At 70.4% G+C, this 25548-nt stretch carries 24 protein-coding genes and 2 tRNA genes; 11 read left to right on the forward strand and 15 right to left on the reverse strand.

Annotation, left to right across the window (positions count from 1 at the left end; genetic code table 11):
- Positions 1–2 precede the first annotated feature (2 nt).
- The 4 genes from ACFFCA_RS10610 to ACFFCA_RS10625 all read right to left on the reverse strand — a co-directional run bounded on the left by ACFFCA_RS10610 (position 3) and on the right by ACFFCA_RS10625 (position 4765).
- On the reverse strand, positions 3–689 hold the full coding sequence (locus tag ACFFCA_RS10610) for a hypothetical protein (RefSeq protein WP_375484530.1): 687 nt from the start codon (positions 687–689) through the stop codon (positions 3–5).
- A complete protein-coding gene (locus ACFFCA_RS10615) occupies positions 686–1402 on the reverse strand; it encodes a type 1 glutamine amidotransferase (RefSeq protein WP_375484532.1) in 717 nt (238 codons plus the stop codon). The genes ACFFCA_RS10610 and ACFFCA_RS10615 overlap by 4 nt, the downstream gene beginning before the upstream one ends.
- Positions 1399–2664, reverse strand: coding sequence for a MurT ligase domain-containing protein (locus ACFFCA_RS10620; RefSeq protein ID WP_375484534.1), 1266 nt, complete (start codon positions 2662–2664; stop codon positions 1399–1401). Before ACFFCA_RS10620 ends, ACFFCA_RS10615 begins: the two co-directional genes overlap by 4 nt.
- A gap of 169 nt (positions 2665–2833) precedes the next feature.
- The gene (locus ACFFCA_RS10625) at positions 2834–4765 is read right to left on the reverse strand and encodes a protease pro-enzyme activation domain-containing protein (protein WP_375484536.1); all 1932 of its coding nucleotides are present in this window, start codon (positions 4763–4765) and stop codon (positions 2834–2836) included.
- A 236-nt stretch (positions 4766–5001) separates the two neighbouring features.
- On the opposite strand from ACFFCA_RS10625, the gene ACFFCA_RS10630 reads away from it, so the two are divergent.
- Both ACFFCA_RS10630 and ACFFCA_RS10635 read left to right on the forward strand, forming a co-directional pair.
- Complete coding sequence (locus ACFFCA_RS10630) at positions 5002–5178, forward strand: DUF1059 domain-containing protein (protein ID WP_375484538.1); 177 nt, start codon at positions 5002–5004, stop codon at positions 5176–5178.
- A gap of 93 nt (positions 5179–5271) precedes the next feature.
- Positions 5272–6339: an EAL domain-containing protein gene (locus tag ACFFCA_RS10635; protein ID WP_375484540.1), complete on the forward strand. Its 1068-nt coding sequence runs from the start codon at positions 5272–5274 to the stop codon at positions 6337–6339.
- Between the two features lie 24 nt (positions 6340–6363).
- Here the strand turns inward: ACFFCA_RS10635 and ACFFCA_RS10640 are convergent.
- From ACFFCA_RS10640 to dnaA, 10 genes are all read right to left on the reverse strand, one after another.
- Positions 6364–6436: transfer RNA gene (locus ACFFCA_RS10640), tRNA-Ala, on the reverse strand.
- Positions 6437–6482: 46 nt separating this feature from the next.
- A complete protein-coding gene (locus tag ACFFCA_RS10645; protein WP_375484542.1) occupies positions 6483–6614 on the reverse strand; it encodes a hypothetical protein in 132 nt (43 codons plus the stop codon).
- Positions 6615–6683: 69 nt separating this feature from the next.
- Positions 6684–6757 (reverse strand) — tRNA-Ile (locus ACFFCA_RS10650).
- Between the two features lie 69 nt (positions 6758–6826).
- Positions 6827–7519, reverse strand: coding sequence for a DUF3566 domain-containing protein (locus ACFFCA_RS10655; protein ID WP_375484544.1), 693 nt, complete (start codon positions 7517–7519; stop codon positions 6827–6829).
- A gap of 62 nt (positions 7520–7581) precedes the next feature.
- On the reverse strand, positions 7582–10059 hold the full coding sequence (gyrA, locus tag ACFFCA_RS10660) for a DNA gyrase subunit A (RefSeq protein ID WP_375484546.1): 2478 nt from the start codon (positions 10057–10059) through the stop codon (positions 7582–7584).
- Positions 10060–10138: 79 nt separating this feature from the next.
- Positions 10139–12175 carry a DNA topoisomerase (ATP-hydrolyzing) subunit B gene (gyrB, locus tag ACFFCA_RS10665; RefSeq protein ID WP_375484548.1) on the reverse strand — a complete coding sequence of 679 codons (2037 nt, stop codon included), beginning with the start codon at positions 12173–12175 and terminating at the stop codon, positions 10139–10141.
- Positions 12176–12449: 274 nt separating this feature from the next.
- The gene (locus ACFFCA_RS10670; RefSeq protein ID WP_375484614.1) at positions 12450–13031 is read right to left on the reverse strand and encodes a DUF721 domain-containing protein; all 582 of its coding nucleotides are present in this window, start codon (positions 13029–13031) and stop codon (positions 12450–12452) included.
- A 318-nt stretch (positions 13032–13349) separates the two neighbouring features.
- Entirely contained in the window at positions 13350–14507 is a 1158-nt protein-coding gene (gene recF / locus ACFFCA_RS10675) for a DNA replication/repair protein RecF (protein ID WP_375484550.1), read from the reverse strand.
- Positions 14508–14515: 8 nt separating this feature from the next.
- A complete protein-coding gene (gene dnaN, locus ACFFCA_RS10680; protein ID WP_375484552.1) occupies positions 14516–15673 on the reverse strand; it encodes a DNA polymerase III subunit beta in 1158 nt (385 codons plus the stop codon).
- 358 nt (positions 15674–16031) lie between these two features.
- Complete coding sequence (dnaA, locus tag ACFFCA_RS10685; RefSeq protein ID WP_375484616.1) at positions 16032–17474, reverse strand: chromosomal replication initiator protein DnaA; 1443 nt, start codon at positions 17472–17474, stop codon at positions 16032–16034.
- Between the two features lie 463 nt (positions 17475–17937).
- Between dnaA and rpmH the strand changes: the two genes are divergently transcribed.
- The 8 genes from rpmH to ACFFCA_RS10725 all read left to right on the forward strand — a co-directional run bounded on the left by rpmH (position 17938) and on the right by ACFFCA_RS10725 (position 23651).
- Positions 17938–18075, forward strand: a complete 138-nt coding sequence (gene rpmH / locus ACFFCA_RS10690) for a 50S ribosomal protein L34 (protein ID WP_375484554.1) — start codon at positions 17938–17940, stop codon at positions 18073–18075.
- 40 nt (positions 18076–18115) lie between these two features.
- Positions 18116–18505: a ribonuclease P protein component gene (gene rnpA, locus ACFFCA_RS10695; protein WP_375484556.1), complete on the forward strand. Its 390-nt coding sequence runs from the start codon at positions 18116–18118 to the stop codon at positions 18503–18505.
- Positions 18502–18786, forward strand: a complete 285-nt coding sequence (gene yidD, locus ACFFCA_RS10700; protein WP_375484558.1) for a membrane protein insertion efficiency factor YidD — start codon at positions 18502–18504, stop codon at positions 18784–18786. Before rnpA ends, yidD begins: the two co-directional genes overlap by 4 nt.
- Positions 18787–18798: 12 nt before the next feature.
- The gene (gene yidC / locus ACFFCA_RS10705; RefSeq protein WP_375484560.1) at positions 18799–19977 is read left to right on the forward strand and encodes a membrane protein insertase YidC; all 1179 of its coding nucleotides are present in this window, start codon (positions 18799–18801) and stop codon (positions 19975–19977) included.
- An 81-nt stretch (positions 19978–20058) separates the two neighbouring features.
- On the forward strand, positions 20059–20613 hold the full coding sequence (locus ACFFCA_RS10710) for a protein jag (protein WP_375484562.1): 555 nt from the start codon (positions 20059–20061) through the stop codon (positions 20611–20613).
- Between the two features lie 77 nt (positions 20614–20690).
- Complete coding sequence (gene rsmG, locus ACFFCA_RS10715; protein ID WP_375484618.1) at positions 20691–21386, forward strand: 16S rRNA (guanine(527)-N(7))-methyltransferase RsmG; 696 nt, start codon at positions 20691–20693, stop codon at positions 21384–21386.
- Positions 21383–22489 (forward strand): ParA family protein, encoded by a 1107-nt coding sequence (locus ACFFCA_RS10720; protein ID WP_375484564.1) that lies wholly within the window; start codon positions 21383–21385, stop codon positions 22487–22489. The genes rsmG and ACFFCA_RS10720 overlap by 4 nt, the downstream gene beginning before the upstream one ends.
- Positions 22482–23651 (forward strand): ParB/RepB/Spo0J family partition protein, encoded by a 1170-nt coding sequence (locus ACFFCA_RS10725; protein WP_375484566.1) that lies wholly within the window; start codon positions 22482–22484, stop codon positions 23649–23651. Before ACFFCA_RS10720 ends, ACFFCA_RS10725 begins: the two co-directional genes overlap by 8 nt.
- Here ACFFCA_RS10725 and ACFFCA_RS10730 read toward each other — a convergent pair.
- On the reverse strand, positions 23570–24229 hold the full coding sequence (locus ACFFCA_RS10730) for a nitroreductase family protein (protein WP_375484568.1): 660 nt from the start codon (positions 24227–24229) through the stop codon (positions 23570–23572). The two genes, ACFFCA_RS10725 and ACFFCA_RS10730, sit on opposite strands and share 82 nt — an antisense overlap.
- 103 nt (positions 24230–24332) lie before the next feature.
- Here ACFFCA_RS10730 and ACFFCA_RS10735 point away from each other — a divergent pair, with 103 nt between their 5' ends.
- Positions 24333–25541, forward strand: a complete 1209-nt coding sequence (locus ACFFCA_RS10735; protein WP_375484570.1) for a pyridoxal phosphate-dependent aminotransferase — start codon at positions 24333–24335, stop codon at positions 25539–25541.
- Positions 25542–25548 lie beyond the last annotated feature (7 nt).

Consider the following 25548-nt stretch of genomic DNA (forward strand, 5'->3'; position numbering starts at 1 on the left):
GCCTAGAACTTCGCGACGATCGCCCGGCCCAGGTTGACGGCGTTGCGCGAGGTGTCGGTCTGCTGGGTGTGCACGACGACCAGCACGCGTCCCTTGGCGAAGGCGAACGCCCAGTCGCGGGCCCCGTCCGGGCCGAAGAAGCGCGTCCGGTAGGCCACGCCGTCGACGCCCGGGGTGACGTCCGGCTCGCTGATCGGCTCGGTCCCGGCTCGGGCCGTGAGCACGAGCGCGTTGTGCGCGTCGTCGGCGCTGGCGAAGGTGCGGGGCAGGATGTCGGCCACCGCCTCGTGCCGGGTGTTGCCGTAGGAGTACGCGAAGTAGAACCGGCAGCCGACGGGCCGGAGGCCGGTCAGCACGGTCACCTGGCCGACGCGGTCGCCCTCGAGGTCGGCGACGTTCGGCCCGCTCGTCGGCTCGCTGTCCAGGCCGGCCTTGAGGTACGGGCACGAGCGGTCGACCTCGCCCCGCGGCAGCCGGCCACTGGCCGGCAGCGCTGCGACGCTGGTGGCGGGTGCCGGGGTGAAGGACCCGGACGGCGCCGGGGCGGTCTCGGTCTGCACGACCGTGCGGGTCGACGGGGCCGCGGTACTTGCACCCGAGCCGCCGCCCGACGTGCACGCGGCCAGGGACAGGACGCCGCACAGGGCGAGTACCCCGGCCGCCACCCGCGGACGTGCGGGCCGCGTCACCGCGGGCGCCCGACCGCCACCTTGGCGGCGAGCTCGGGCAGGGCGTCGTCGATCGGCTCGAGCTCGCTCGTCACGCCCGCCCGGTCGTAGGCGCGGCGCAGCAGGTCGTCGGCGAGACGCGGGCTCTTGGCGAGCACGGGGCCGTGTAGGTAGGTCCCCAGGACGTTGTCGCGGACCGCGCCTTCCGTGCCGTCCTTGCCGTTGTTGCCGCGCCCGGTCTGGGTCCGGCCGAGTGCGGCGGCGTCGGGGCCGAGGGTCGTCAGGCCGCTGTGGTTCTCGTAGCCGACCAACCGGCCGGCCTGGGGGGTGTCGACCCAGTTGTTGCCGATGAGCCGCTCGGGCTGGCCGTGCGTGACCACGTCCAGGACTCCCACGCCGGCGAGGTGGCGCCCCTCGTGGGTGACGAACTCGTGCCCGAGCATCTGGAAGGTGCCGCAGATGGCCAGCATGACGACGCCGTCGTCGGCCATCGCGCGCAGCTGCGCACCACGGCCGGCGAAGTCGGCGCCGATCTCGCCCTGGGCGGCGTCCTGCCCGCCGCCGCCGAGCAGGATGTCGGTGTCGTGCGGCAACGGGTCGCCGACGCTCACCGGCGTGACGGTCACCGGCAGGCCGCGCCACTGCAGGCGGCGCCGCAGGACCAGCACATTGCCGGTGTCGCCGTAGATGTTCATCTCGCGCGGGTACAGGTGCACCAGGGTCAGGGTCTTCACGACGCCGCCGTCCCGATGCGCTGCAGCACCGCGTGCAGCGCCCACATCGCGGTGTAGGTGCTGAACACGACGACGTAGCGGCCGGTGGCCACCGAGGCCACGGCCGAGCGGACGGCCTTCTCCAGGTCCGGTTCGATCTCGTCGACCTCGACGTCGTCGTAGCGCAACCGCACGGCCATGTCGGCCGCACGCGTGCCGGCCGTCGAGCGCCGGGACGGCAGCGGGCCGAGCGCGGCGAAGTCGACGTCCCACAGCCACGACACGTCGCGCCCGTCGGCGTAGTCGTCGTTGATCGCCACCACCACCGCGTCCGGCGTGGCCGTGTCGAGCGTGCGCAGCGTCTGCCGGAACCCCGCCGGGTTCTTGACCAGCTGCAGCACGACCCGGCGACCGTCGACGTCGAAGGACTGCCCCCGCCCGAACGCCGGTGAGACCTTGGCCAGCCCCGCCACGACGGTGTCCGTGTCCAGACCCAGGGCCAGGCCGAGAGCCGCTGCGCCACAGGCGTTCTGCGCGTTGTGGGGGCCCTCGGCGCGCAACGTCACGTCGTGGTCGACACCGTCGATGCGCAGCGTCGCCGCGGGGTGCGCCGTGCTCGGCAGGGTCTGCAGCTCGACCGCGGCCGGCACCGACGACACCGACACGGGGCCGCCGTAGAGCTCCTCGTCGTTGGGGAACAGCTCGCGCAGCGCGGGCGCCACCCCGTAGTGGGTGACCTCGGCGGCGGTGACGTCGGCGAGCGCGGCGATGCGTTCGTCGTCGCGGTTGAGGACGACGTGGCCGGTCGTCGCGGCCGCGACCTTGCCGAGCAGCCGTGCGGTCGTGTCGATCTCGCCGAAGCGGTCGAGCTGGTCGCGCATCACGTTCAGCAGCAGACAGTGCCGGGGCGCGACCCGTGCGACGAAGCGCACGGCCCAGGCCTCGTCGAGTTCGAAGACGGCGACGTCGTAGGGCAGCCGACCGCTCCAGGTGGCGTGCTCGACGGTCGCGGTGATGGCCCCGCGCACGAAGTTCGACCCGGTGTCGTTGGTGAGCACGCGGTACCGCTCGCCGAGGACGGTCGCGACCATCTTTGTGGTCGTGGTCTTGCCGTTCGTACCGGTGACGACGACGACGCCCTGCGGCAGGCCGGCCATGGCCGCGGCGAGATAGCGAGGGAACACCTTCTCGACGACGAGACCCGGCAGCGCGTTGCCCCGCCGCCCGAGGATCCGGAGCGCGGACAACGTCAGCTTGCCGAGCCAGACGGCGAGCATCTCCATGGTGGGCAACGGTACCGATCACCCGGGTCGATCACGTCTTCCCCTGCTGTTGCCGATCTGCGGCGCCGAACCGGCAACTCCGCAGGAAGACGTGATCGACGGGTCCGGCAGACGCGACTGCGCCCCCTCCCGTGGGACGGGAGGGGGCGCAGTCGCGATCAGTGGTGGGTCAGCTCCCGCCGAGCGCGGAGAACCACGCCGGCTTCGGCACGCCCACGCCCGTCACCAGGTCGTAGCCCTTCGTGGTGGCCAGGCTGCTGTCCTGGTCGAAGGTGCGGACCGAGTACGACAGTCCCTGCGAGGCGTCGACGCTGTTGACGAAGTTCACCCGCACGACGCCCTTGTCCGGAGCGCCCGCCTGGGCGGCCGGGAGGACGTCGGCGAAGGAGCTCTTCTTGGCGTAGATCGTCGGGTTGAGGAAACCGCCGCCGTGGCCGGCCTTGCCGACGGCCAGCGCCGTCATGCCTGCGAACAGCGGGGACGCCAGGCTGGTGCCGCCCAGGCGGAACTCGTCGTAGTACGTCCCGTTCGGGAACGTCTGCGTCTCACCGATCAGCATGCCGGTCGCGTTGTCGGCGTCCATCGCCACGTCCGGGACGGTGCGGTAGGCGCTGTTGGACACGCCCTGCTGGTAGCTCGGCTGGTTGAAGATCGCCGAGACACCGCCGCCGGCGCCGGCCGAGAACGCGGTCGGGCCCCAGCTCTGGCCGTTGCTGCTGAGGTTGGCCAGGCCCGTACCCCAACCGGTCTGGAAGATCATCTTGCCGTCGGAACCGATGCCGGTGGCCGTGCCGCCGACCGCGGTGACGTAGGGGTCGGAGGCGTCCGCGTCGGCCTGCTTGATGCCGGTGTTGGCCAGCTCGTCGCCGCTGTCACCGGAGGAGAACAGGAAGCTGATGCCCTCGGTGGCGCCCTGCAGGTACACGGCCTCGTTCGCCGCGATCAGGTTGGTGTCGAGCGCTTCCTCGGGCTCACCGTAGGAGTTCGAGACGATCTGCACGTCGTCGTCGTCGACGACCTTCTGGATCGCGTCGGTGAAGTCGGGGTCCAGGCAGCTCTTGGCACCGTAGTAGTGGATCTTGGCGCCGCCGGCCATGGCGTGCACGGCCTCGACGTCGAGGGTCTGCTCGCCGTACCAGCCGGTCGAGTCGCACTCGGTCTGGTTGGTGAACGTCTTCGGGGTCGTGGAGGTGTACTGGCCCTTGGCGTAGGAGGCGTCACCGTGCTCGCTGGCGTAGCGCGCGGCGTCGGCCTGAATGGTCGGCGCGTTGTAGGCGTCGACGATGCCCACCGTGGCACCGCTGCCGTCGAGCGTGGTGCCGCCCTCGTAGGCGCTGCGGAACTGGGGGCCGGTGTAGCCGCACAGCACGTAGGGCAGCGTCTTGCCCTGGTACTTGGGCAGCGGGGTCTTGAAGTCGGCCTGGTACTTCGCCGAGAGCTGGCCGTAGTAACGCGAGCAGGGACGGGCGTTGCGGAACCCGGCCGGTGCGTCCACCGGCTTGGCGGCGGAGGGCTGGCGGGTGGCCGGTGCCATCTTGTGCTTCGTGGTGTCCAGGCCCGAGACGGCCAGCACGGTGCCGGCGATCGACTGCGGGACCTTCACCGAGGTCGACGGGGCCTGCACGGTCTGGCCCGAGTGGCTGTAGCGCTGGATCTTCGCGCCGAAGGCCTTGTTCGCCGCCTTCACCGTGCCGGTGACGGTGACGTAGTGGTTGCCGGAGCTCGGCTTGCTGACCTTCAGGCCCTGCGAGCGCAGGTAGGAGGTGACGCTGTGGACGCTCTTCGCCGTGACCCCGTACTGCTTCTGGAACTGCGGCTGGGTCAAGAAGTGCTGGTACTGGGCGCTGCCCGGGGTCGAGATCGAGGCGACCCTGGCCTTGAGGGCGTCGAGCCCGCCCTTGGGGGCGAGGTAGACCCGGGCCGTGACCGGAGCGGACGTCTTGGCCGCACCGAGGTGCTTGGCGTGCGCCGTCCATGCCGGTTTGGTGTGCGGAACGGCCTTGGGGCTCGCCGATGCCGATGCCGACGGTGTCACCGCGATCATCGTGCCGACGAGGGTGCCCGCGGCGACGGTGGCCGCCGCGATGGTGCGTGGATGCATCCAGTTCCTCCAGGTGGGGTGTCCAGGCCGGCCACGCTATGACCGGATAAGACCGAAAGTCCCAACCTAGGTGTTCACGAGGAACTGCACAGGGGGATGCGGTGGCGTCTTGCTGCCAGGCCGGTTGTGACCGAGTTGGGCGGTCTGACCAAGAAAGACAGTCTTGCCGAACAGTTTTACCTCGAACTAACATTCGAGGATCGCTGCGGGGGGCCGTTTCTGGGAGAAGGACGACGATGAAGCGCTTTGCCTGCGGAGATGTAGTGCCCGGCTGTGAGGCGAGTTGGGTGTGTTCCGAGGAGGACGAGATCCTCGCGAACGTCGCCCGCCACGCCGCCTCGGCGCACGGCATCACCCACGTGCCACCCGAGCTCGTGACCACCGTGCGTTCGCACATCGTGGCCGTCGGCTAGGTCATGGTTCGTCATACCTCGGCCGTCCTGTCGCCCGACGCCGAAGTGTCAGCTCCTCGGTCCGGGCGGCCGCGAGCGGGAGGGAACAAGGCCGTGGACACGGTGGACACCCTCGAGCCGACCTGCCGCATCGCTTACCTGCCCATCCTCGACGTGGCCCGCGGCGTGGCCGCCGGCTATCAGGCGGTCGTGCAGTCCGACGCCGGGATGCTCGAGCGCGCCGACCGCTCACCCGAGGCCAAGGCCGAGGTCACTGCGGCCGCCGCGCGCACGGCGCTCGAGGCCTTCGCGACGCTGCCGCCCAACACCTTCATCTCGATCCCCACGCCGTTCCCGGTGCTCGCCGACCCCCGCGTCCGCGAGGTGCTCACCCGGCACGGCAGCCTGGCCGGGATCATCCTGGACATCGTGGAATTCTCCGCCGCCCAGCTCGACACCGCCGCCGGTGCGCTCGCCGCCTACCGCGACGCCGGTGCCCTGCTGGCGGTCGGTGGGCAAGAGGCCGCCCAGCCCGAGCTGACCAGCATCGTGCGCCTCAAGCCCGCCGTCGTACGTCTCGGCCGGGCCTGGGTCCGCGGCGTCGACCGGTCGGAGGCCAAGCGCTCGGCCATCGAGGTGACCGGCCGCCTGGCCAGTCAGCTCGACGCCTGGATCCTGGCCGAGGGCGTGAGCACGTCGGCCGAGCTGCGCGCGCTGGCCGGCCTGGACGTGCCGCTGGCCCAGGGGTCGTTCATCGGCGAGCCGCAGCAGTTCTGGCCGGACATCGAGCTCAAGGCCCGCACCGCACTGCCGGCCTGCACCATGCCCACCGACGGGGTGCTGCGCGAGTTGCTGCAGCGGGCCTACACGGCCACGAACCTGGAGGCCGCGCGCAGCGTGCTCCCGGAGACCACCGGCTTCGACGTGCTCGTCGTCCTCGACGACCACAGCCGGCCCGTGGCCCTGCTGGAGCAGGACGTCGTCGGCGAGTGGGTGACCAGCCCGGTGCTCGCTGTCAACATCGACACCCCGGTCGCGGACGCGGTCGAGCGGGCGATGGCGCGACCGCGCGACGTCAGGTTCACGCCGCTGGCCTGCACCGACCACGCCGGCCGGTTCCTCGGTGTGCTGCGCATCGAGCGGCTGATGTCGCACCTGACCACCGCGACGGCGGCCGGCTGAGACCGGCGCGCCGCGCCCGATCGGTGGAGCCACGGAGATTCGAACTCCGGACATCTGCCTTGCAAAGGCAGCGCTCTGCCAGCTGAGCTATGGCCCCGGGAAACGCCCATTATAGCGGCGCACCCGAGCAGGACGGACGTCGCTCAGCGGGACGCGTCGGAGGTGGCTTCCCGCCACAGGATCGCCGCGTCGTTGCGGGCCTGCTTGCGCCGGGCGACGGTGGCCACCGCAGCGGCGAGGGCGGCGGCGAGCAGAGCTGGCGTGGTGCGGCGCATCTGCCTGAGGTTACGCCGCGACCGGGCCGGCCGCGGGTGCAGGGCAGGCCACGGCCGTTCGGTGCGGGGTGGGCCTGGGAGGACTTGAACCTCCGGCCTCATCCTTATCAGGGATGCGCTCTAACCGTCTGAGCTACAGGCCCGCGAACGCGACGAGTAAGACTATCGGGCGGCGCCGTGCCTCGTGTCACCGACCCCGTCGCGCGAGTTGGTCAGCGTTCGGACAGCGTGATCTCGATGCCGCCGACCAGATCAGCGCACAGGTTGTAGACCAGGGAGCCGATGGTCGACAACGCGATGAACAGGACGACGTTCACCACGCCGATGATGGCCGCGCCGCCGAACACGACGCCGGCGGTGACCGGAGCGTCGGCGTTGTTGCCCTGGATCGTGGTGACGGTGTCGTTGATCTTGCCGATGATGCCGGCGCCGTCGAGGATCCCGTAGAGCACGCCGACCACGATCAGCCACACGAAGAACAGCGCGATCGACAGCACGCAGGAGAACTTCAGCACCGTCCACGGGTTGATGTGGCGAAGCTGCAACCGGGCCCGACGCGGGCCCCGGTTGCGCGCGGCACGGGACTTGCCGCCCGACGGGTTCGCTGCGCCGTTCGCGCCGGCCTGCTGGTTCGCCCCCTGGGGCGGGGGCGTCTGGGCCTGACGCATCGGGGCCGGTGGGGTCTGGACGGTGGGTGCCTCCGGCACCGACGGCAGCGAGCCCGTGGTGGAGTCGGCCGTCGCCTGACCGTGGGCCGGCCCGGCGGGTCCCGCCGGGCTCCACGAGCCGGGCGCGGACCCGGACGTCGTGTGCTGCGGGGCCGAGAACCCGTAGTCGGGGCTCCGTGGCGCGGTCTGCTGGGCCGACCGGCCACCCGTGGCCCCGGGGGCTCCGCCTTGCGTCATGTCACTCCGTCCTCGAGCGCGCCGTGTGACGCGCTGCTCTCGCCGGTCCGGCTCTGGCAGGCCTATTCCTGCTCCTCCGGCTCGTCGGCGTTGCGTGCGATGGCGTTCAACAGCACGCCGTCCGGCAGGTTCATCAGCCGCACGCCCATCGTCTGGCGCTGCGCCCGGCGAACTTCACCGGCGGTCGTACGAATCACGACACCGTCCGAGGTGATCGCGAAGATCTCGTCCGTGGGGGCGACAGCGATGGCGCCCACAAGTCCGCCTCGGGTGGAGACGATACGCGCGGTGAGCACGCCCTTGCCGCCTCGGCCTTGAACCGGATACTCCCCGACCCGTGTCCGCTTGGCGTATCCGCCCTCAGTGGCAACCAAGATTTCGGCGTTCTCGTCCTCGACGACGACCATCGACAGCAGCGAGTCACTGTCGTTGAACCGCATCCCGAACACTCCGGACGTGGCGCGGCCCATCGGGCGCAGCGCCTCGTCGTCGGCGGTGAACCGGATCGACATCGCCTGGCGGCTGACCAGCAGCAGGTCGTGGTTGGCCGAGATCAGCGCCGCGTCGATGAGCTCGTCGTCCTCGCGCAGGTTGATGGCCACCAGGCCACCCGACCGGTTGGAGTCGAAGTCGGTGAGCTTGGTCTTCTTCACCAGCCCGTGCTTGGTGGCCAGCACCAGGTACGGGGCCACCTCGTAGTTCTTGAGGGTGATGACCTCGGCGATCTGCTCGTCCGGTTGGAAGGCCAGCAGGTTCGCGACGTGCTGGCCGCGCGCGTTCCGGTTGGCCTCGGGCAGCTCGTAGGCCTTCGCGCGGTAGACCCGGCCCTTGTTCGTGAAGAACAGGATCCAGTCGTGCGTGGACGTCACGAAGAAGTGCTGGACGATGTCGTCCTGACGCAGGCCGGCACCCTGCACGCCCTTGCCGCCGCGCCGCTGCGCCCGGTACAGGTCGGTCTTGGTGCGCTTCGCGTAGCCACCGCGGGTGATGGTGACGACCACGTCCTCCTGCGCGATGAGGTCCTCGATGGAGACGTCGCCGTCGTGCGGGATCATCCGGGTGCGTCGCTCGTCGCCGTACTTGTCGACGATCTCGTTCATCTCGTCGCGGATGATCTGCCGCTGACGCCCCGGCTTGGCCAGGATGTCGTTGAGGTCGGCGATCGTCGCCTCGATCTCGGCGGCCTCCTCGATGATCCGGTTGCGTTCGAGGGCGGCGAGCCGGCGCAGCTGCAGGTCGAGGATCGCGGTGGCTTGGAGCTCGTCGATCTCGAGCAGCTCCATGAGCCCGCCGCGGGCCTCGTCGGCCGACGGCGCGTTGCGGATCAGGGTGATGACTGCGTCGAGCTGGTCCAGGGCCTTGAGCAGCGCGCGCAGGATATGGGCGCGCTCCTCCTTGATGCGCAACCGGTACCGCGTGCGCCGGACGATGACCTCGACCTGGTGGTCGACGTAGTGCGTGACGAACTGGTCGAGGCGCAGGGTGCGGGGGACGCCGTCGACGATGGCCAGCATGTTCGCGCCGAAGGTGGTCTGCAGCTGGGTGTGCTTGAACAGGTTGTTCAGCACGACCTTGGCCACGGCGTCGCGCGACAGCGTGATGACCATGCGCATGCCGATGCGGTCGGAGCTCTCGTCGTGGATGTTGCGGACGCCGGCGATCTTGCCTTCCTTGACCTGCTCGGCGATGGAGGTGACGAGGTTGTCGGGGTTGACCTGGTAGGGCAGCTCGGTGATCACCAGGATGGTGGCGCCCTTCTGGTCCTCCTCGACCTCGACGACGGCACGCATGCGGATGGAGCCGCGGCCGGTGCGGTAGGCGTCCTCGATGCCGTCGCGCCCGACGATGAGGCCCTTGGTCGGGAAGTCCGGCCCGGGGATGAGCTCGATGAGCTTCTCGAGCAGTTCCTCCTCGGTGGCGTCCGGGTGGTCGAGGGCGAAGGTGACGCCGGCCGCCAGCTCACGCAGGTTGTGCGGGGGGATGCGGGTGGCCATGCCGACCGCGATGCCCTCGGACCCGTTCATCAACAGGTTGGGGATCCGGGCGGGCAAGATGACGGGCTCGACGGTGTTGCCGGCGTAGTTCGGGACGAAGTCGACGGTCTCTTCGTTGATGTCGGCCAGCATGGCCATGGCCAGCGGCGCCAGCCGGCACTCGGTGTAGCGCATCGCGGCGGCCGGGTCGTTGCCGGGCGAGCCGAAGTTGCCCTGCGGGTCGATGAGCGGGTAGCGCAGCGACCACGGCTGGGCCATCCGCACCAGGGCGTCGTAGAGCGCCGAGTCGCCGTGCGGGTGGTAGTTGCCCATGACGTCACCGACGACGCGGCCGCACTTCACGTAACCGCGGTCGGGCCGGAACCCGGAGTCGAACATGCCGTAGAGGATCTTGCGGTGCACCGGCTTGAGCCCGTCACGCACGTCGGGCAGCGCACGCCCGACGATGACCGACATCGCGTAGTCGATGTAGCTGCGCTGCATCTCCGTCTGGATGTCGACCGGCTCGATCCGATCGAACCCAGGGGGCTCCGTTATGTCCGTCATCTACAGCTTCCCTTCCGAGCACGAGGACCGTGCATCATCCGCAACCCGCGAACAGGTCGTGACCCCGGCCTCTAGCACCTCAAATGTCCAAGAACCGCACGTCACGCGCGTTGCGGATGATGAACGACCGCCGGGCCTCGACGTCCTCACCCATGAGCACGCTGAACAGCTCGTCGGCCGTGGCCGCGTCGTCGAGCGTGACCAGGCGCAGGATCCGGTTGTCCGGATCCATCGTGGTCTCCCACAGCTCGGTCGCGTTCATCTCGCCGAGGCCCTTGTAGCGCTGCGTCCGCTCGGTCTCGTCCTTGGGCAGCTTGCGCCCGGCGGCGAGGCCGTCCTTGATCAGGGCGTCCCGCTCCTTGTCGGAGTAGGCGTAACCCGGCTCGTTCTTCGTCCACTTGATCTTGTACAGCGGCGGGGCGGCGAGATACACGTGACCGGCCTCGACGAGCGGACGCATGAACCGGAACAGCAGCGTCAGCAGCAGCGTCGTGATGTGCTGGCCGTCGACGTCGGCGTCGGCCATGAGCACGATCTTGTGATAGCGCAGCTTGGTCAGATCGAAGTCGTCATGGATGCCGGTGCCCAGCGCCGTGATCAGCGACTGCACCTCGTTGTTCTTCAGCACCCGGTCGATCCGCGACTTCTCGACGTTGATGATCTTTCCGCGGATGGGCAGGATGGCCTGGAACTGGGAGTTGCGCGCCGACTTCGCCGAGCCGCCGGCGGAGTCACCCTCAACGATGTAGAGCTCACTCTCACCGGGGTCGGTGGAGCGGCAGTCGGCGAGCTTGCCGGGCATCCCGAAGGTGTCGAGGGCGTTCTTGCGGGCCAGCTTGCGGGCCTGCTGCGCGGCCTTGCGGGCCCGGGCCGCCTGCGTCATCTTCGTGACAATCTTCTTGGCCTCGCCGGGGTTGCGGTTGAACCAGTCCTCGATCCACTGGTTGCACACCGATTGCACGAACGTCTTGGCCACCGAGTTGCCGAGCTTGGTCTTGGTCTGACCCTCGAACTGCGGCTCGCCGAGCTTGATGGAGATGATGGCGGCCAGGCCCTCGCGGATGTCGTCGCCGGTGAGCCGGTCCTCCTTGGTGTCCTTGACCATCTTGGCGGCCACCGCCCACTTGTTCACCACGCCGGTCAAGGCCGCGCGGAAACCCTCCTCGTGGGTACCGCCCTCGATCGTCGCGATGGTGTTGGCGAAGGTGTGCACGCTCTCGGAGAACGAGGTGTTCCACTGCATGGCCACCTCGAGCGACAGGGCCTTCTCCGGGTCCTCGCCGGAGAAGGAGATCACGTTGGCGTGGATCGGTTCCTTGTCCTTGGTCCGGTTGATGTGCCGCACGAAGTCGGCGATGCCGTCGGCGTAGCAGTAGGTGAGCTCGCGGACCTTCGCCGGCGCCTTGGCCTCGGCCTCGGTGGAGCCGACCTGGGCGTCGTCCTCCTCGACGATCTTCTCGGTGCGCTCGTCGCGCAGCACGATCGTCAGGCCCTTGTTCAGGAACGCGTACTCCTGGATGCGCCGGCGGATCGTCTCGAAGTCGTACTCGGTGGTCTCGAAGATGGCCGGGTCGGCCCAGAACGTGACCGTGGTGCCGGTCTTCGTCGACGGGCCGCCCTTCTTCAGCGGCTCGGCCGGGACCTGGTCGACGAACGGCTGGGTCCAGCGGAAGCCGTCGCGTTCGATGTCGACCTCGAGCCGGCGGCTCAGCGCGTTGACGACCGAGACGCCGACGCCGTGCAGACCGCCCGAGACGGCGTAGGCCTTGCCGTCGAACTTCCCGCCTGCGTGCAGGACCGTGAGGATGACCTCGACGGTCGGGCGCTTCTGCGTGGGGTGCATGTCGACGGGCATGCCGCGACCGTTGTCCTTGACGCGGACGCCGCCGTCGGCGAGCAGGGTGACCTCGATGCGGTCGGCGTGGCCGCCGAGCGCCTCGTCGACCGAGTTGTCCACGACCTCCCACACGAGGTGGTGCAGGCCGCGGGCCGAGGTCGAGCCGATGTACATGCCGGGGCGCTTGCGGACTGCCTCGAGGCCCTCGAGCACGGTGATGGAGCTGCCGCTGTACTCGTCCTTCTTCGGGCTCTTCGCGCGGGCCGGACTACTTGTCACAGGATGACCTCTCTCGCCACCAGGGCGCACGCCGGCCTCGGGACGGGGCTGGCGACTAGACTGCTCAGCGGGACACGGCGTCGCGCGCCGGAGCCGGAGCACCGGCCCACGCCACTGTTGCGGCAGGGACCGACAGTTCTCGGTACCCGACCAGTCTAGCCCTTGTTGGCGTACTCGGTGGCCGCCACGCGGGCTCAGTGCGCCGCTGAGCGTTGCAGCCCCCGGTCGTCGGGGGACCTACCGACACCACCTGGTGTGGACTACTGCGAGGCGATCAGCCGTAGGTGTCCCGGGGGCCGCGCCCGTTGCGCAGGCTGCGGGGGCCGTGTTTCCAGCTCGGCGCGGTCGGCCCGCTGATGACGAGCCTGCGGACGACGTCGGGGCCCAGTTCGGCGACCAGGCGGGCGAGCAGCGTGCCCGCGAGCAGGCGCAGCTGCGTCGCCCACGCCGTCGACTCCGCCGTGATCCGCAGCTCGCCGTCGCGCAGGCTCTGCGGTTCGCAGTGCGCCGCGACGTCGGCCCCGACGAGGGTGGGCCACTGGGCGAAGACCCGGGCGTCGGCCATCGGCGCCTCCCATCCCAGGTCGGCCACGTACCCCGGTAGCAGGGCGCCGATCCGTTGCGGGTCGCGCGCCGGGTCCGGTCCCGGGCCGGAGTAGCCGCCCCGGTTGCGGCCCGGCACGTCGGCCCGGCGGCCGCGCTGCCCCGGACGCCGGCGCGAGGTCCGCGACGTGCCGCGCGCGCCGGCGAGCATCATCCGCGCCAGGTCGTCGTCGTCCGTCGCTCCATCGTCCGGTCCGACCTCATCGTCCGGACCCAATTCGTCCGGACCGTCGTCGTCGACTCCGTCTGCCAGATCGACATCGACGTCCTCGGCGGGATAGGGCTCATGGGCCCACGCGCCATCGTCGTCGTCGGGGTCTGGAGTCGGCGGATGCTCGGTGCTCACCAGCCGTCACCACCGAGACGGTCACCCGGGGGCCTCACCGGGGCGCCGCAGTCCTGCACAGGGTTGTCCACAGGACGTGGGCTGTCGGCGTGAGATTGACATACGTTTGTCCGGTTTCCGGGTCGGCCGCTGGTCTCGTCGTCCACAGACCGAGGACCTTTTCCACGGGTAGGTGTGGACAACGGGGTGACCCAGCTCTCGTTCACCGCAGGCGACGACACGACCTCACGCCCCTCCCACGATGGCACCGCTCGCGACCTGGATGCGGACCCCGTCCAGCTCACCGGGGACATCGCCGCCCACGGCGGCCGTGACGATGGCCTGCTCGGCCTTCCCGGCGACCAGCGCGAGCTGCGCCCGACGGTCGACGTCGAGCTCGGCGAACACGTCGTCCAGCATGAGCACCGGCTCGCCGCCGGGCAAGGCGTCGGCGCGCAGCAGCTCGAAACTGCCGAGTCGCAGCGACAGCGCCGACGACCAGCCCTCGCCGTGGCTGGCGTAGCCGCGCACCGGCAACTCGCCCAGCCGCACGTCGAGGTCGTCGCGGTGCGGCCCGACCAGGTTGACCCCACGATCCAGCTCGGCCGAGCGCACGGTCTGCAGCTGGGCGAGCATGGCCTGCGCGAGCTCGCCCGGCTCGGGTACGGCGTCGGCCTCGGCGAGCGCCGGCAAGACCTCCGCCAGCGAGGTCACGTACCGCAGCGACAGCGGCGCGCTGGTGGGCGCGACCTGCGCGTACGCGGCGGCGGCGTGCGGGTGGAGGTCGCGCACCGCCTGCAGGCGGGCGTGCAGCAACTGCGACCCGTGCTCGACCAGATGGCCGTTCCAGACGTCCAGGGTCGGCAGGTCCGCGCCGGCCGAGGAACGGCGTGCCCCGCCGGCCGACTTCAGCAGCGCCGCCCGCTGCTTGAGCACCCGCTCGTAGTCGGCGCGCACCCCGGCGACGCGGGGCGCGCGGGCCACCACCAGCTCGTCGACGAAGCGGCGGCGTTCGGCCGGGTCGCCACGGACCACGGCCAGGTCCTCGGGGGCGAACAGCACCGTGCGCAGCACCCCCAGGATGTCGCGCGGCCGGGTCACCGGCGCCCCGTTGAGGCGCGCCCGGTTCGCCCGGCCGGCCACGATCTCGACCTCGACGCGTAGCTCGCGGCCGTCGGCCACCACGGCAGCCCGCGCGAGCGCCCGTTCGGCACCCGAGCGGATCAGGGGCGCGTCGTTGGCCACGCGGTGACTGCCGAGGGTGGCGAGGAAGCCCAGGGCCTCGACGAGGTTGGTCTTGCCCTGCCCGTTCGCCCCGACGAGCACGACGGGGCCGGGTGGGAGGGCGAGGTCGGCGCTGCGCCAGCTCCGGAAATCGGCGACGGCGAGATGGCGTACGTACACGCCGCGACTCAGCCGGGCAGCCGCACCGGCATGATCAGGTACGTGTACTCGGCCGCGGCGCCGGCGTGCTCGGCCGCGGCGCTCTCGGTCGGGCGCAGCACCACCGGCTTGGTCGAGGACGTGAACAGCATGCGTGCGGTGCTGGTGGCCAGGGCGCCCAACCCGTCGAGCAGGAACTGCGGGTTGAACGCGGTGGTGATCGGTTCGCCGTCGTAGGCCACCTCGAGCTGCTCCTCGGCCCGGCCCTCGTCGTCACCACCGGCGGTCAGCGACACCGTGCCGTCGGCGAACTCCATCCGGACGGGCGCGTTGCGGTCGGTCACCAGCGCCACGCGGCGCACGGCCTCGACCAGCGGCGGCACGGAGACCTCGGCCGTCGAGGCCCATTCGGTGGGCAGCAGCGAGCGGTAGGCGGGGAACGTCGCGTCGAGCAGTCGGGTGGTGGCCCGGCTGGCGCGGCCGTTGGTGGTGCCGGCGAAGCCGATGATGCCCTCACCCGTTCCGCCCGCGCCCGAGAGCGCGATGGTCATCGACTCGCTGTGCGACAGGCTCTTGGCCGCATCGGCGAGCGTGCGCGCCGGCACCAGCACCTGGACGGCCGCGGCGCTCGGGTCGCTGGGGTTCCAGGACAGCTCGCGCACCGCCAGCCGGTAGCGGTCGGTCGCCGCGAGGGTCAACCGGTCGCCGTCGATCTCGAGGCGCACGCCGGTCAGCATCGGCAACGTGTCGTCGCGGCCCGCGGCCACGGCGACCTGCGACACCGCGGCGGCGAACTCGGCGCCGTCCACCGTTCCGGCGGTGGTCGGCATGGCCGGCAGCTTCGGGAAATCGTCGACCGGCATACCGGGCAGCGTGAAGCGAGCCGCCCCGCAGGCGATGGTCAGGCGGCTGCCGTCGAGGGTCACGTCGACGGGGTGCGGGGGCAGGGACCGGGTGATGTCGGCGAGCAGGCGGCCCGAGACCAGCGCCTGACCGTCCGCACCCGAACTCACCTCGAGGTCGACCTGGGTCGAGGCCTCGAGGTCGAAGCCGGACACCGACAGCTGGTCGCCCTCGACCGCGAGCAGCAGCCCGGCGAGCACCGGCAGGGTGGGCCGGCTGGCCAGGCTGCGCGCGGCCCAGGTGACCGCGTCCGCCAGCGCGTCCCGCTCGACCCGGAACTTCATCGCCAACCTCCGTCGTCGTCAGCCTCGCCGGCCCCGGGAGCACCGTGCAGGTCACGGTGGATATCCACGTTGTCCACTGGGCTGTTGCTCTGGTCGTTCACCATCAAGGAATTGAGATTCTCGTCCATCGTCTTCGCAGGTGTGGACACTGGGGACAACAGCCTAGATCGGCCGTCGTTACTGGCTCCGGTGACGGTACGGGCTGTGGACGACAACGTGGTGGACGTCCCCCGGCGACGCACGCAACGGTGGACGGCGGCCGGTCGTCGCGCCGCGTCCACACCGTGTCCCCAACGGTGCACCGCGTTACCCACAGCCGGGTGGACGACACGAACCCGGCCGGGGAGCGCCGGCGCCGTCACGACCGCGCCCGGATCTTGACGCGGCTGGTCAGCTCGGTGATCTGGTTGTAGACGGTGAGCTTCTCGGCCATCTGCGCGCGGATCTTGCGCTCCGCGTGCATGACGGTGGTGTGGTCGCGGTTGCCGAACTTCTCGCCGATCTTGGGCAGCGACAGGTCGGTCAGCTCGCGGCACAGGTACATGGCCATCTGGCGGGCGCCGACGAGCGTGCGGCTGCGGGACGTGCCGACCAGGTCGTCGAGGCTGATCTGGAAGTACTCGGCGGTCACCGCCATGATCGTGGAGGAGTTGATCTGCGGCGCGTCGCTCTCGCCGACGAGGTCTTTGAGGACCATCTCGGCCAGGCCCAGCTCGACCGACTGGCGGTTCAGGCTGGCGAACGCGGTGACGCGGATCAGCGCCCCCTCGAGTTCACGGATGTTGCTCTGGATCTTCGAGGCGATGAACTCGAGCACCTCGGGCGGGGGATCGGTGCCTTCCTGGGCGGCCTTCTTGCGCAGGATCGCGATGCGCGTCTCGAGGTCGGGCGCCTGGACGTCGCTGATCAGCCCCCACTCGAACCGCGTGCGCAGCCGGTCCTCCAGCGAGTTCAGCTGTCGCGGGGACTTGTCGGAGCTGATGACGATCTGCTTGTTGGCGTTGTGCAGCGTGTTGAAGGTGTGGAAGAACTCCTCCTGCGTGCGCTCGGCGCGCTCGAGGAACTGGATGTCGTCGATGAGCAGCAGGTCGACGGACCGGTAGCGGGACTGGAAGGCCTGCATCTTGTCGTCGCGCACCGAGTTGATGAAGTCGTTGGTGAACTCTTCGCTGGAGATGTAGCGGGTGCGCAGGCCCGGTTGCAGCCGCTGGGCGTAGTGCCCGATCGCGTGCAGCAGGTGGGTCTTGCCCAGGCCGGAGTCGCCGTAGATGAACAGCGGGTTGTAGGCACGCGCCGGCGCCTCGGCGACCGCGACCGCGGCCGCGTGGGTGAACCGGTTGCTGGAACCGATGACGAAGGTGTCGAAGGTGTACTTCGGGTTCAGCCTGGTGTCGCGCTGGTCCTCGGAGTGCCTCGGGCGGTAGGACGGGCTGACCAACCGGGGCGGGTCGGCGACCCAGTCCTCCTCGTCGGTCGTCAGGCCGTCGTCGAGCTCGTCCACCGGAGGCGGCGGGCCGTCACCGTTCTGGACGGTGACCGCGACCTGGATGTCGCGCCCGAGCTCCTCGCTGAGCACCGACGCGATCAGCGGACGGAGGCGGTTCTCGAGGTAGTCCTTGGCGAAGTCGTTCGGCGCGGCGAGCAGGGCGGTGTCCTCGACCAGGCCGAGGGGCCGGGTCAGACCGATCCATGCCTTCTGCTGCGGACGGATCGACGGATCCTCGAAGCGCGGTCTGGCTCTGTTCCATACGGCGACCAGTTCGGCGCTGTCGTCCACTTGGCGGCTCACTCCATGTTGCATGTCGGGTCGCTGCGGCCGCGGGGCGGACGTGGTCACGACGGTGGTGCTGTTGTGCGTATCTGCGCTGACGACCTTCTCACGAGCAGACGTGTCGGCCGAAATCCACAGGGTTGTCCACAGACTGTGTACGGACGACGCGGCGGCGCCGCAGGCACTCCCGGTCCCTGCCGGATGGGCGCCGCGGTGACCACCACAGCTCGCTCGTCAGTGAGCGACGAGGGGGGAACCTAACAGCGGCTGTGAGGCACGACAATAGGGATCGGCGTGTCGCCGCGGTGGCCCGGGTTTGACCAGTGCGGCGGTGCGTCCGTACCGTGGAGCGGTCTGTGGATAGCGGCCGCTGTGGCTCGTCTTCAGGCCGGTCGCCCCGAGGCAGATCGCAGCATCGTCGAGCATCGACCTTCCACGCTGCCCGCCCTGCCCGACGGCGACCGCACCGTTGCCGAACCAGGAGATCAGACCCGTGAGCAAGCGTACTTTTCAGCCGAACAACCGCCGCCGCGCCAAGACGCACGGTTTCCGGCTGCGCATGCGTACGCGCGCCGGTCGGGCGATCGTCTCCGCTCGCCGCCGCAAGGGCCGCAGCGAACTCTCGGCCTGAGCCTGTCGGCTCCCTCACCGTGCTGGCCAGCGTCAACCGCATGCGCCGCTCCGCGGATTTCCGATCCGTCGTGCGTGGCGGGCTGCGTGCACGCACCGGCCGGATCGTCGTGCACCACCGGCCGGACCTGCAGCACTCGCCGGACCTGCAGCACCCGCACGATCCGCCGAGCCGGTCCGCAGCGCCGTTGGTCGGTTTCGTGGTGAGCAAGGCGGTCGGGAACAGCGTGCAGCGCCACGCCGTCACCCGGAAGTTGCGGGCCCAGCTGGCCGCACGGGTGTCCGACCTGCCCGCGACGAGCGGCACCGTGGTACGGGCCCTGCCTCCGGCGGCCCAGGCCGACTCGGCGACGCTGTCCCGCGATCTGGACCTCGCGCTGACGCGGATCGGCCGGGCACGGGGCGCCGCCCCGGCGGCGGGGACGTCGTGAGCGGCCCCGGCCCGCTGTCCCGGATGCTGCTCGCGGCGATCACGGTCTACCGCACGGCGATCAGCCCGCTCCGTCCCCCCAGTTGCCGGTACCTGCCCACGTGCAGCGAGTACGCCTTCGAGGCCGTCACCGTGCACGGCGGGCTGCGCGGCGGATGGCTCGCGATCCGCCGCCTGCTCCGGTGCCACCCGTTCCATTCCGGTGGGCACGACCCCGTGCCGCCGCGCGTTGGTCGGCAGGAGCCCGCAACGCTCACTGTCCCCGCGATCGTCGGCCGCTAGGAGCTAACCGAAGTGCTGAACTTCCTCTACACCGCGGTCGCCTGGGTGCTGTTGCGGTGGCACCAGCTGTTCACGGCGATCGGCCTGCCGTCGGACAACGGGTGGACCTGGACGCTGTCCATCGTCTTCCTGGTCATCACCGCGCGCCTGTTGCTGTTCCGGCTGTTCGTCAAGCAGGTGCACTACCAGCGCAACATGCAGAAGATCCAACCCAAGATCCAGAAGCTGCGCGAGAAGTACAAGGACGACCGGCCCGAGCTGAACCGCCAGATGATGGCGCTGCAGCAGTCGGAGGGGTTCAACCCGCTGGCCGGCTGCCTGCCGATGTTCCTGCAGATCCCGGTGTTCATCGGGCTCTATCACGTGCTGCGGCACATCTCGAACTCCAACCGGTTGTGCCAGAGCAAGACCGGCAACAGCAAGCTGCTGGAGCTCTACACCTTCACCGGCGGCCAGGGTGGCGAGACCTGCTCGGCGGCCAAGGCGCACATCTTCGGTGCCCCGCTAGCGGCGTCCTTCCGCGACAGCGGCAGCATCATCCGTGGGCTGGGCGGCGATCCGAGCTCCACGCGCATCCTGCTGGTCATCCTGCTCATCGTCAGCGCCAGCGCCACCTTCGCCACCCAGCTGCTGGTTCGGGCCAATGCCACCACCCCGCCGGAGGGCACGGCGGCGACGGTCCAGAAGCTGATGCTGTACCTGATCCCGGTCGGCACGCTGGCCTCCGGTCTGCTGTTCAACTTCCCGCTCGGTGTGCTGCTGTACTGGTTCACGTCCAACCTGTGGACCCTCGGCCAGCAGGCCTACATCATCCGTTTCCATCCGCCGACCGACGACGACGAACCGGTCGTCACCGGTGCGGTCGGCAAGACGCTGGCGCCCAAGCCCGGGCAGCGGCCCGTACGCATGTCCAAGTCCGGCGGCACCAACGGCACCAAGCCCACGGGCGGCACCAAGTCCACTAACGGCACTAAGCCGACGAACGGCACCAAGCCCACGGGCGGCAGCACCTCGAACGGCGCGTCCTCCGCCGGTGCGTCGTCCACCGGCACGTCGGGTGGTGCGTCGTCGGGTGGGGCGCGCAGCGAGCCGGCCCGTGGTGCGGTGCCGCGGCCCGGCCAGCGTCCGTCCCGCCCGTCGGGCAAGCGACCACCCGCCAAGCGCGCGACCCAGACTAAGAAGCGACGCTGACCGTCGCCGAACGCGATCCGCGCACGGATCGCCATCGACCCTGCCCGGGTGCTGCCCGGGACCTGCTGGAGAGGAACCGCCATGAGTGACACCGACGTCGACGTGCACGAGGACACCCCGGACATTCCCGACGATCCCCGCACAGCGGACGTGTCGGACAGCGAGCCGTCCGGTCAGTCGCTGCTCGTGCAGGAGGGTGACATCGCGGCCGACTACCTGGAGCGCCTGCTCGACATCGTCGACTACGACGGTGACATCGATCTGGACGTCGAGAACGGCCGCGCCGCCGTGGCCGTCGTGGGCAGTGATCTGCAGGATCTGGTGGGAGGTCGCGGCGAGACCCTCGACGCGCTGCAGGAACTCACCCGCCTCGCGGTGCAGCAGCAGACGGGCGTCCGGAGCCGACTGATGCTCGACATCAGCGGGCACCGTCAGGCCCGGCGCGGTGAGCTGGAAAAGCTCGCTGCGGACGCGGCTTCGCGGGTGCGCGAGACCGGCGAACCAGTCCGGCTCTCGCCGATGAACCCGTTCGAGCGCAAGGTCGTCCACGACGCCGTGTCCGCCACGGACGGAGTGGTCAGCGAGTCCGAGGGCGAGGAGCCGCACCGTCGGGTTGTCATCCTGACCCAGCGGTGAGCGATCCGGCCGACCCGCGCGTCGGTCCGGGCAGGAGCGGTCGGGTACCCGAGCCGTCCGGCGGCGCCGGCGGCGGGGTGGCCCACCTCCCCGCGCCGTCCGCAGCCGCCCGGTCGGTGTTCGGCGACGAGCTCGGCGCGGCGGAACGCTACGCCGAACTTCTGGCCGGCCCCGGAATCGCCCACGGGCACCTGGGACCGCGCGAGGTGCAGCGGCTGTGGGACCGGCATCTGGTGAACAGCGCCGTGGTGACCGACCTGCTGCCCACCGGGGCCACCGTGGTCGACGTCGGAAGCGGAGCCGGCCTGCCCGGCCTGCCGATGGCCATCCGGCGGGTCGACCTCTCGGTGATCCTGCTCGAGCCCATGCAACGACGGACCCTGTTCCTCGAGCAGGCCGTGGGCGAGCTGGACCTGGCCGGACGCGTCCAGGTCGTCCGCGGCCGCGCCGACGACGAGCCGGTCCGCGCCCTGCTGAGCGGTCAGCAGTGGGTGACCGCACGGGCGGTGGCCCCCCTCGAACGGCTAATCCGGTGGTGCCTACCGCTGCTCGCCCCTGGTGGTCGTCTGCTCGCCCTGAAAGGATCGAGGGCGGCCGATGAGGTGGACCGGTTCCGTGAGGGTGCCCCACGTGACCTCCGCGACGCCGTGGCCGACATCGACGTGGCGACGCTGGCTGCGGAGGACGGGGCGCACGGGTCGGCCGACGTGACGACCGTGGTCCGCGTCGTTCGCAGCGCGCGCAGCCAGGCCAGACGACGGAGGACAGGATGAACCAGGACAGCCCCTCGCCGGGCGAACCCGACCGAGGGACGTCGTTGGACCTCGACGAACCGGCACCCGACGAGGTGCCGCGGGATCGCGCCAGTGACGACCTCAGTGACGTTTCACGGGAAACCGCCGCGGTCACTGACTCCGACGTTTCACGGGAAACCACGTCCGCCCTCGACATCGACGCTCCAGACCGGGAGCGGGACGTCGGAACCCCGATCGCCCGTGAGGCCGCGCAGGCGATCCACGTCCTCAACGTGCGGCAGGAGCACTGGCCGCGCCCCCCGAAGACCCGCGTGCTGACGGTCGCGAACCAGAAGGGCGGCGTCGGCAAGACCACCAGCGCCGTCAACATCGCCGCGGCGCTGGCCCTGCACGGCCAACGGGTGCTGCTCATCGATCTGGATCCGCAGGGCAACGCCAGCACCGCCCTGGGCATCGAGCACGGCGTGGGGACGCCGTCGATCTACGACGTGCTGCTCGGCGGCCGACCCGTCGCCGAGGTCGCGCACACCACCGACTTCGCCCCGCTGCTGCAGTGTGTCCCGGCCACCCTCGACCTGGCCGGCGCCGACATCGAGCTGACCTCGCAGGTCGCCCGGGAGTACCGGTTGCAGCGCGCACTGGAGACCTATCTCGAGCAGGCCGGCGACCAGCTCGACTACGTCCTCATCGACTGCCCGCCCTCGCTGGGGTTGCTGACGCTCAACGCTCTCGTCGCTGCGCGGGAGGTGCTGCTGCCGATCCAGTGCGAGTACTACGCCCTGGAGGGGCTGGCCCAGCTGCTCAAGACGGTCGAGCTGGTCACGTCCCACCTGAACCCGCAGCTCGAGGTGACGACGGTGCTGCTGACCATGTACGACAGCCGGACCCGATTGGCCGACCAGGTTGCCGACGAGGTGCGCCGGCACTTCGGGGAGCTGGTCCTGGCTCCCCGGATCCCGCGCAACGTGCGGGTCTCCGAGGCGCCGGGCTTCGGCCAGACGGTCATCACCTACGACCCCGGCTCCCGCGGAGCGATCGGCTATCTCGACGCGGCTCGGGAGCTCGCCGACCGCGGGGCAGGTTCATCGGTACACGCAGCGGAGGGTTCGGGGCATGAGTAAGCAACGACGTGGTGGTCTCGGCCGGGGCCTCGGTGCGCTCATCCCCACAGCGCCTCCGGACCCTGCAGAGGGCGAGACCATGGAGGACGCGACGGCGCAGAGCTCGGCCGCCGCGGGTGCCTCGGCCGCACCGGCCGGCGCATCGTCGCCTGCCAACGTCCCGACCGACGCCGGGTCCACGATCGCCGGGGACGCCGATCGCGCCCCGACGGGTGCGAGCTCGACTGACGACCCCACGGACGGGTCGTCCCCGATGGCCGTGCCCGGCGCAACGCTGGCCGAACTGCCCGTCGCCGAGATCCACGCGAACGCCAAACAGCCGCGGCAGGTGTTCGACGAGGACGCACTGACCGAGCTCAGCCACTCGATCCGCGAGTTCGGCGTCCTGCAGCCCGTCGTGGTGCGTGCCGACCCGGCCGGTGGCTACGAGCTGGTGATGGGGGAGCGTCGGCTGCGCGCGTCGACGGCCGCCGGTCTGGACACCATCCCGGCCATCGTGCGCACGACGTCCGACGACGCCATGCTGCGCGACGCGTTGCTCGAGAACATCCACCGTGCGCAGCTCAACCCGCTCGAGGAAGCGGCGGCCTACCAGCAGCTGCTCGAGGAGTTCGGGACGACGCACGACGAACTCGCCCAACGCATCGGCCGCAGCCGCCCGCAGGTCAGCAACACCATCCGGCTGCTCAACCTGCCGGTGGCCGTGCAGCGCCGTGTCGCGGCCGGGGTGCTCTCCGCCGGGCACGCGCGTGCGCTGCTGGGCCTGGACGATCGGGATCGGCAGGACGAGCTCGCCGGCCGCATCGTGGCCGAAGGGCTGTCGGTGCGCGCCACCGAGGAGCTGGTCGCCCTGGCGCAACGCGGTGACGACCCGGGCCCGCGGCGGCGCAGCGCACCCCGCACCTTCACCGCTCCCGCCGTGACGGAGCTGGCCTCGAACCTGTCGGATGCCTTCGACACCCGGGTGCGCGTCGACATCGGTCGGCGCAAGGGCAAGATCACCGTCGAGTTCGCCTCGATCGACGACCTGGAACGCATCGTCGCCGTCATGGCCCCGCAGGTGTCGGCCCGGCGTCGCGGTCAGCCGGACGGCGCCGACGGGACGGACGGGCCGGACGATTCAGCCGGCGTGGGCGGCGTGGGCGGAGCGAACGTTCCGTAGGCGACCACCTCGTCTAGTCCTCGGCGGCCCCGCCGCAACGACGGCGAGCGGCGGTCCGGCGCCGGGTAACCGAGGCTGACGACGCCGACCGGCTCGAGCCGCTCGGGAATCGCGAAGGCCGAGCGCAGGGCCGCCCAGCGCTCACCCGGCACGCCGAAGAAGCAGCTGGCCAGGCCGTCGTCCTCCGCGGCCAGCAGCATGATCATCGCGGCCATCCCCGTGTCGACGTGCCAGTAGGGGACGGGCCACCGCTCGACCGCGCGGTCCGTCCAGCCCTTGTCGTGCTCGGCGTAGCGGTCGAGATAGGCGTCGCGGTCGGACAGGCAGACGATCAGTACCGGTGCGGTGCGCATCCGGCGCAGCCAGCCGTCCGCACCGTCCTGTGCGGTCGCCGACCAGAACCGAGCCGTTGATGTTATGTCAGCCAGGACGAGAAATCTCCACCCCTGGGTATGGCCCGCCGACGGTGCCCGAATAGCCAGGTTCAGGAGGTTTGTGACCAGCTCCGGCGGCACCGGCCGATCGGTGTCGTAACTGCGGATCATGCGACGTCGACGAACCACCTCGGCAAACTCCACCCCTGCACTGTGACACCGCCCGCCGCGGCGCCGATATCGACCCGGCACCGATATCGACTCGGACACGGGCGCGGCGATGTGCCAGAGTTGCGGAGTGGATCTGATGCAGTCACGCAAGCTCCAGGACGTCTGTTACGACATCCGCGGACCCGTCCTCGACGAGGCCAAGCGCCTCGAGGAGGAAGGGCGCAAGATCCTCAAGCTCAACATCGGCAACCCGGCTCCGTTCGGGTTCCAGGCCCCGGACGAGATCCTCGTCGACGTCATCCGCAACCTCCCGACCGCGCAGGGCTACTCGGACTCCCAGGGCTTGCTGTCCGCGCGCACCGCGGTCATGCACCACTACCAGGCACAGGGCATCGACAGCGTCGACGTCGACGACATCTGGCTGGGCAACGGCGTCAGCGAGCTCATCTCGATCAGCCTGCAGGCCATGCTCGACAACGGCGACGAGGTCCTGGTGCCGGCCCCGGACTACCCGCTCTGGACGGCCACCACCTCGCTGGCGGGCGGGCGCCCCGTGCACTACAGGTGCTCGGAATCCGACGGCTGGCAGCCCGACCTCGACGACATCCGGTCCAAGATCACCAGCGCCACCAAGGCCATCGTCGTCATCAACCCGAACAACCCGACCGGTGCCGTCTACAGCGAGTCGGTCCTGCAGGCGATCGCCGACCTCGCCCGCGAGCACAGCCTCGTCGTGCTCGCCGACGAGATCTACGACAAGATCCTCTACGACGACGCGGTGCACGTGCCGTTCGCCCGCATCGCACCCGACGTCTTCACCCTGACGTTCAACGGGCTGTCCAAGGCCTACCGGGTGGCCGGTTTCCGTTCGGGCTGGATGATGGTCAGCGGGCCGAAGAAGCACGCGACCAGCTACCTCGAGGGCATCACCATCCTGGCCAACATGAGGCTGTGCGCGAACGTGCCGGCCCAGCACGCGGTGCAGATCGCCCTGGGCGGGCGGCAGTCCATCCGCGAGCTCATCCTGCCCGGCGGCCGGCTGCTGGCCCAGCGCGACGCGGCCGTCCAGGCCCTGCGCGCCATCCCGGGCGTGACGTGCGTCGAGCCACGCGGGGCGCTGTACGTGTTCCCGCGCCTGGACCCGGAGCGCTACCCGATCCGCGACGACCAGCGCTTCGTGCTCGAGTTCCTCCGGACGCATCACGTCCTGGTGGTGCAGGGCACCGGGTTCAACTGGATGCACAACGACCACCTGCGCATCGTCACCCTGCCCTACCCGGACCAGCTCAGCGATGCGATCGGCCGCCTCGGCGAGTTCCTGTCGAGCTACCAGGGCGATCTCTGACCGCACG

It is taken from the genome of uncultured Jatrophihabitans sp., assembly GCF_964252635.1.
Taxonomy (GTDB): domain Bacteria; phylum Actinomycetota; class Actinomycetes; order Mycobacteriales; family Jatrophihabitantaceae; genus Jatrophihabitans.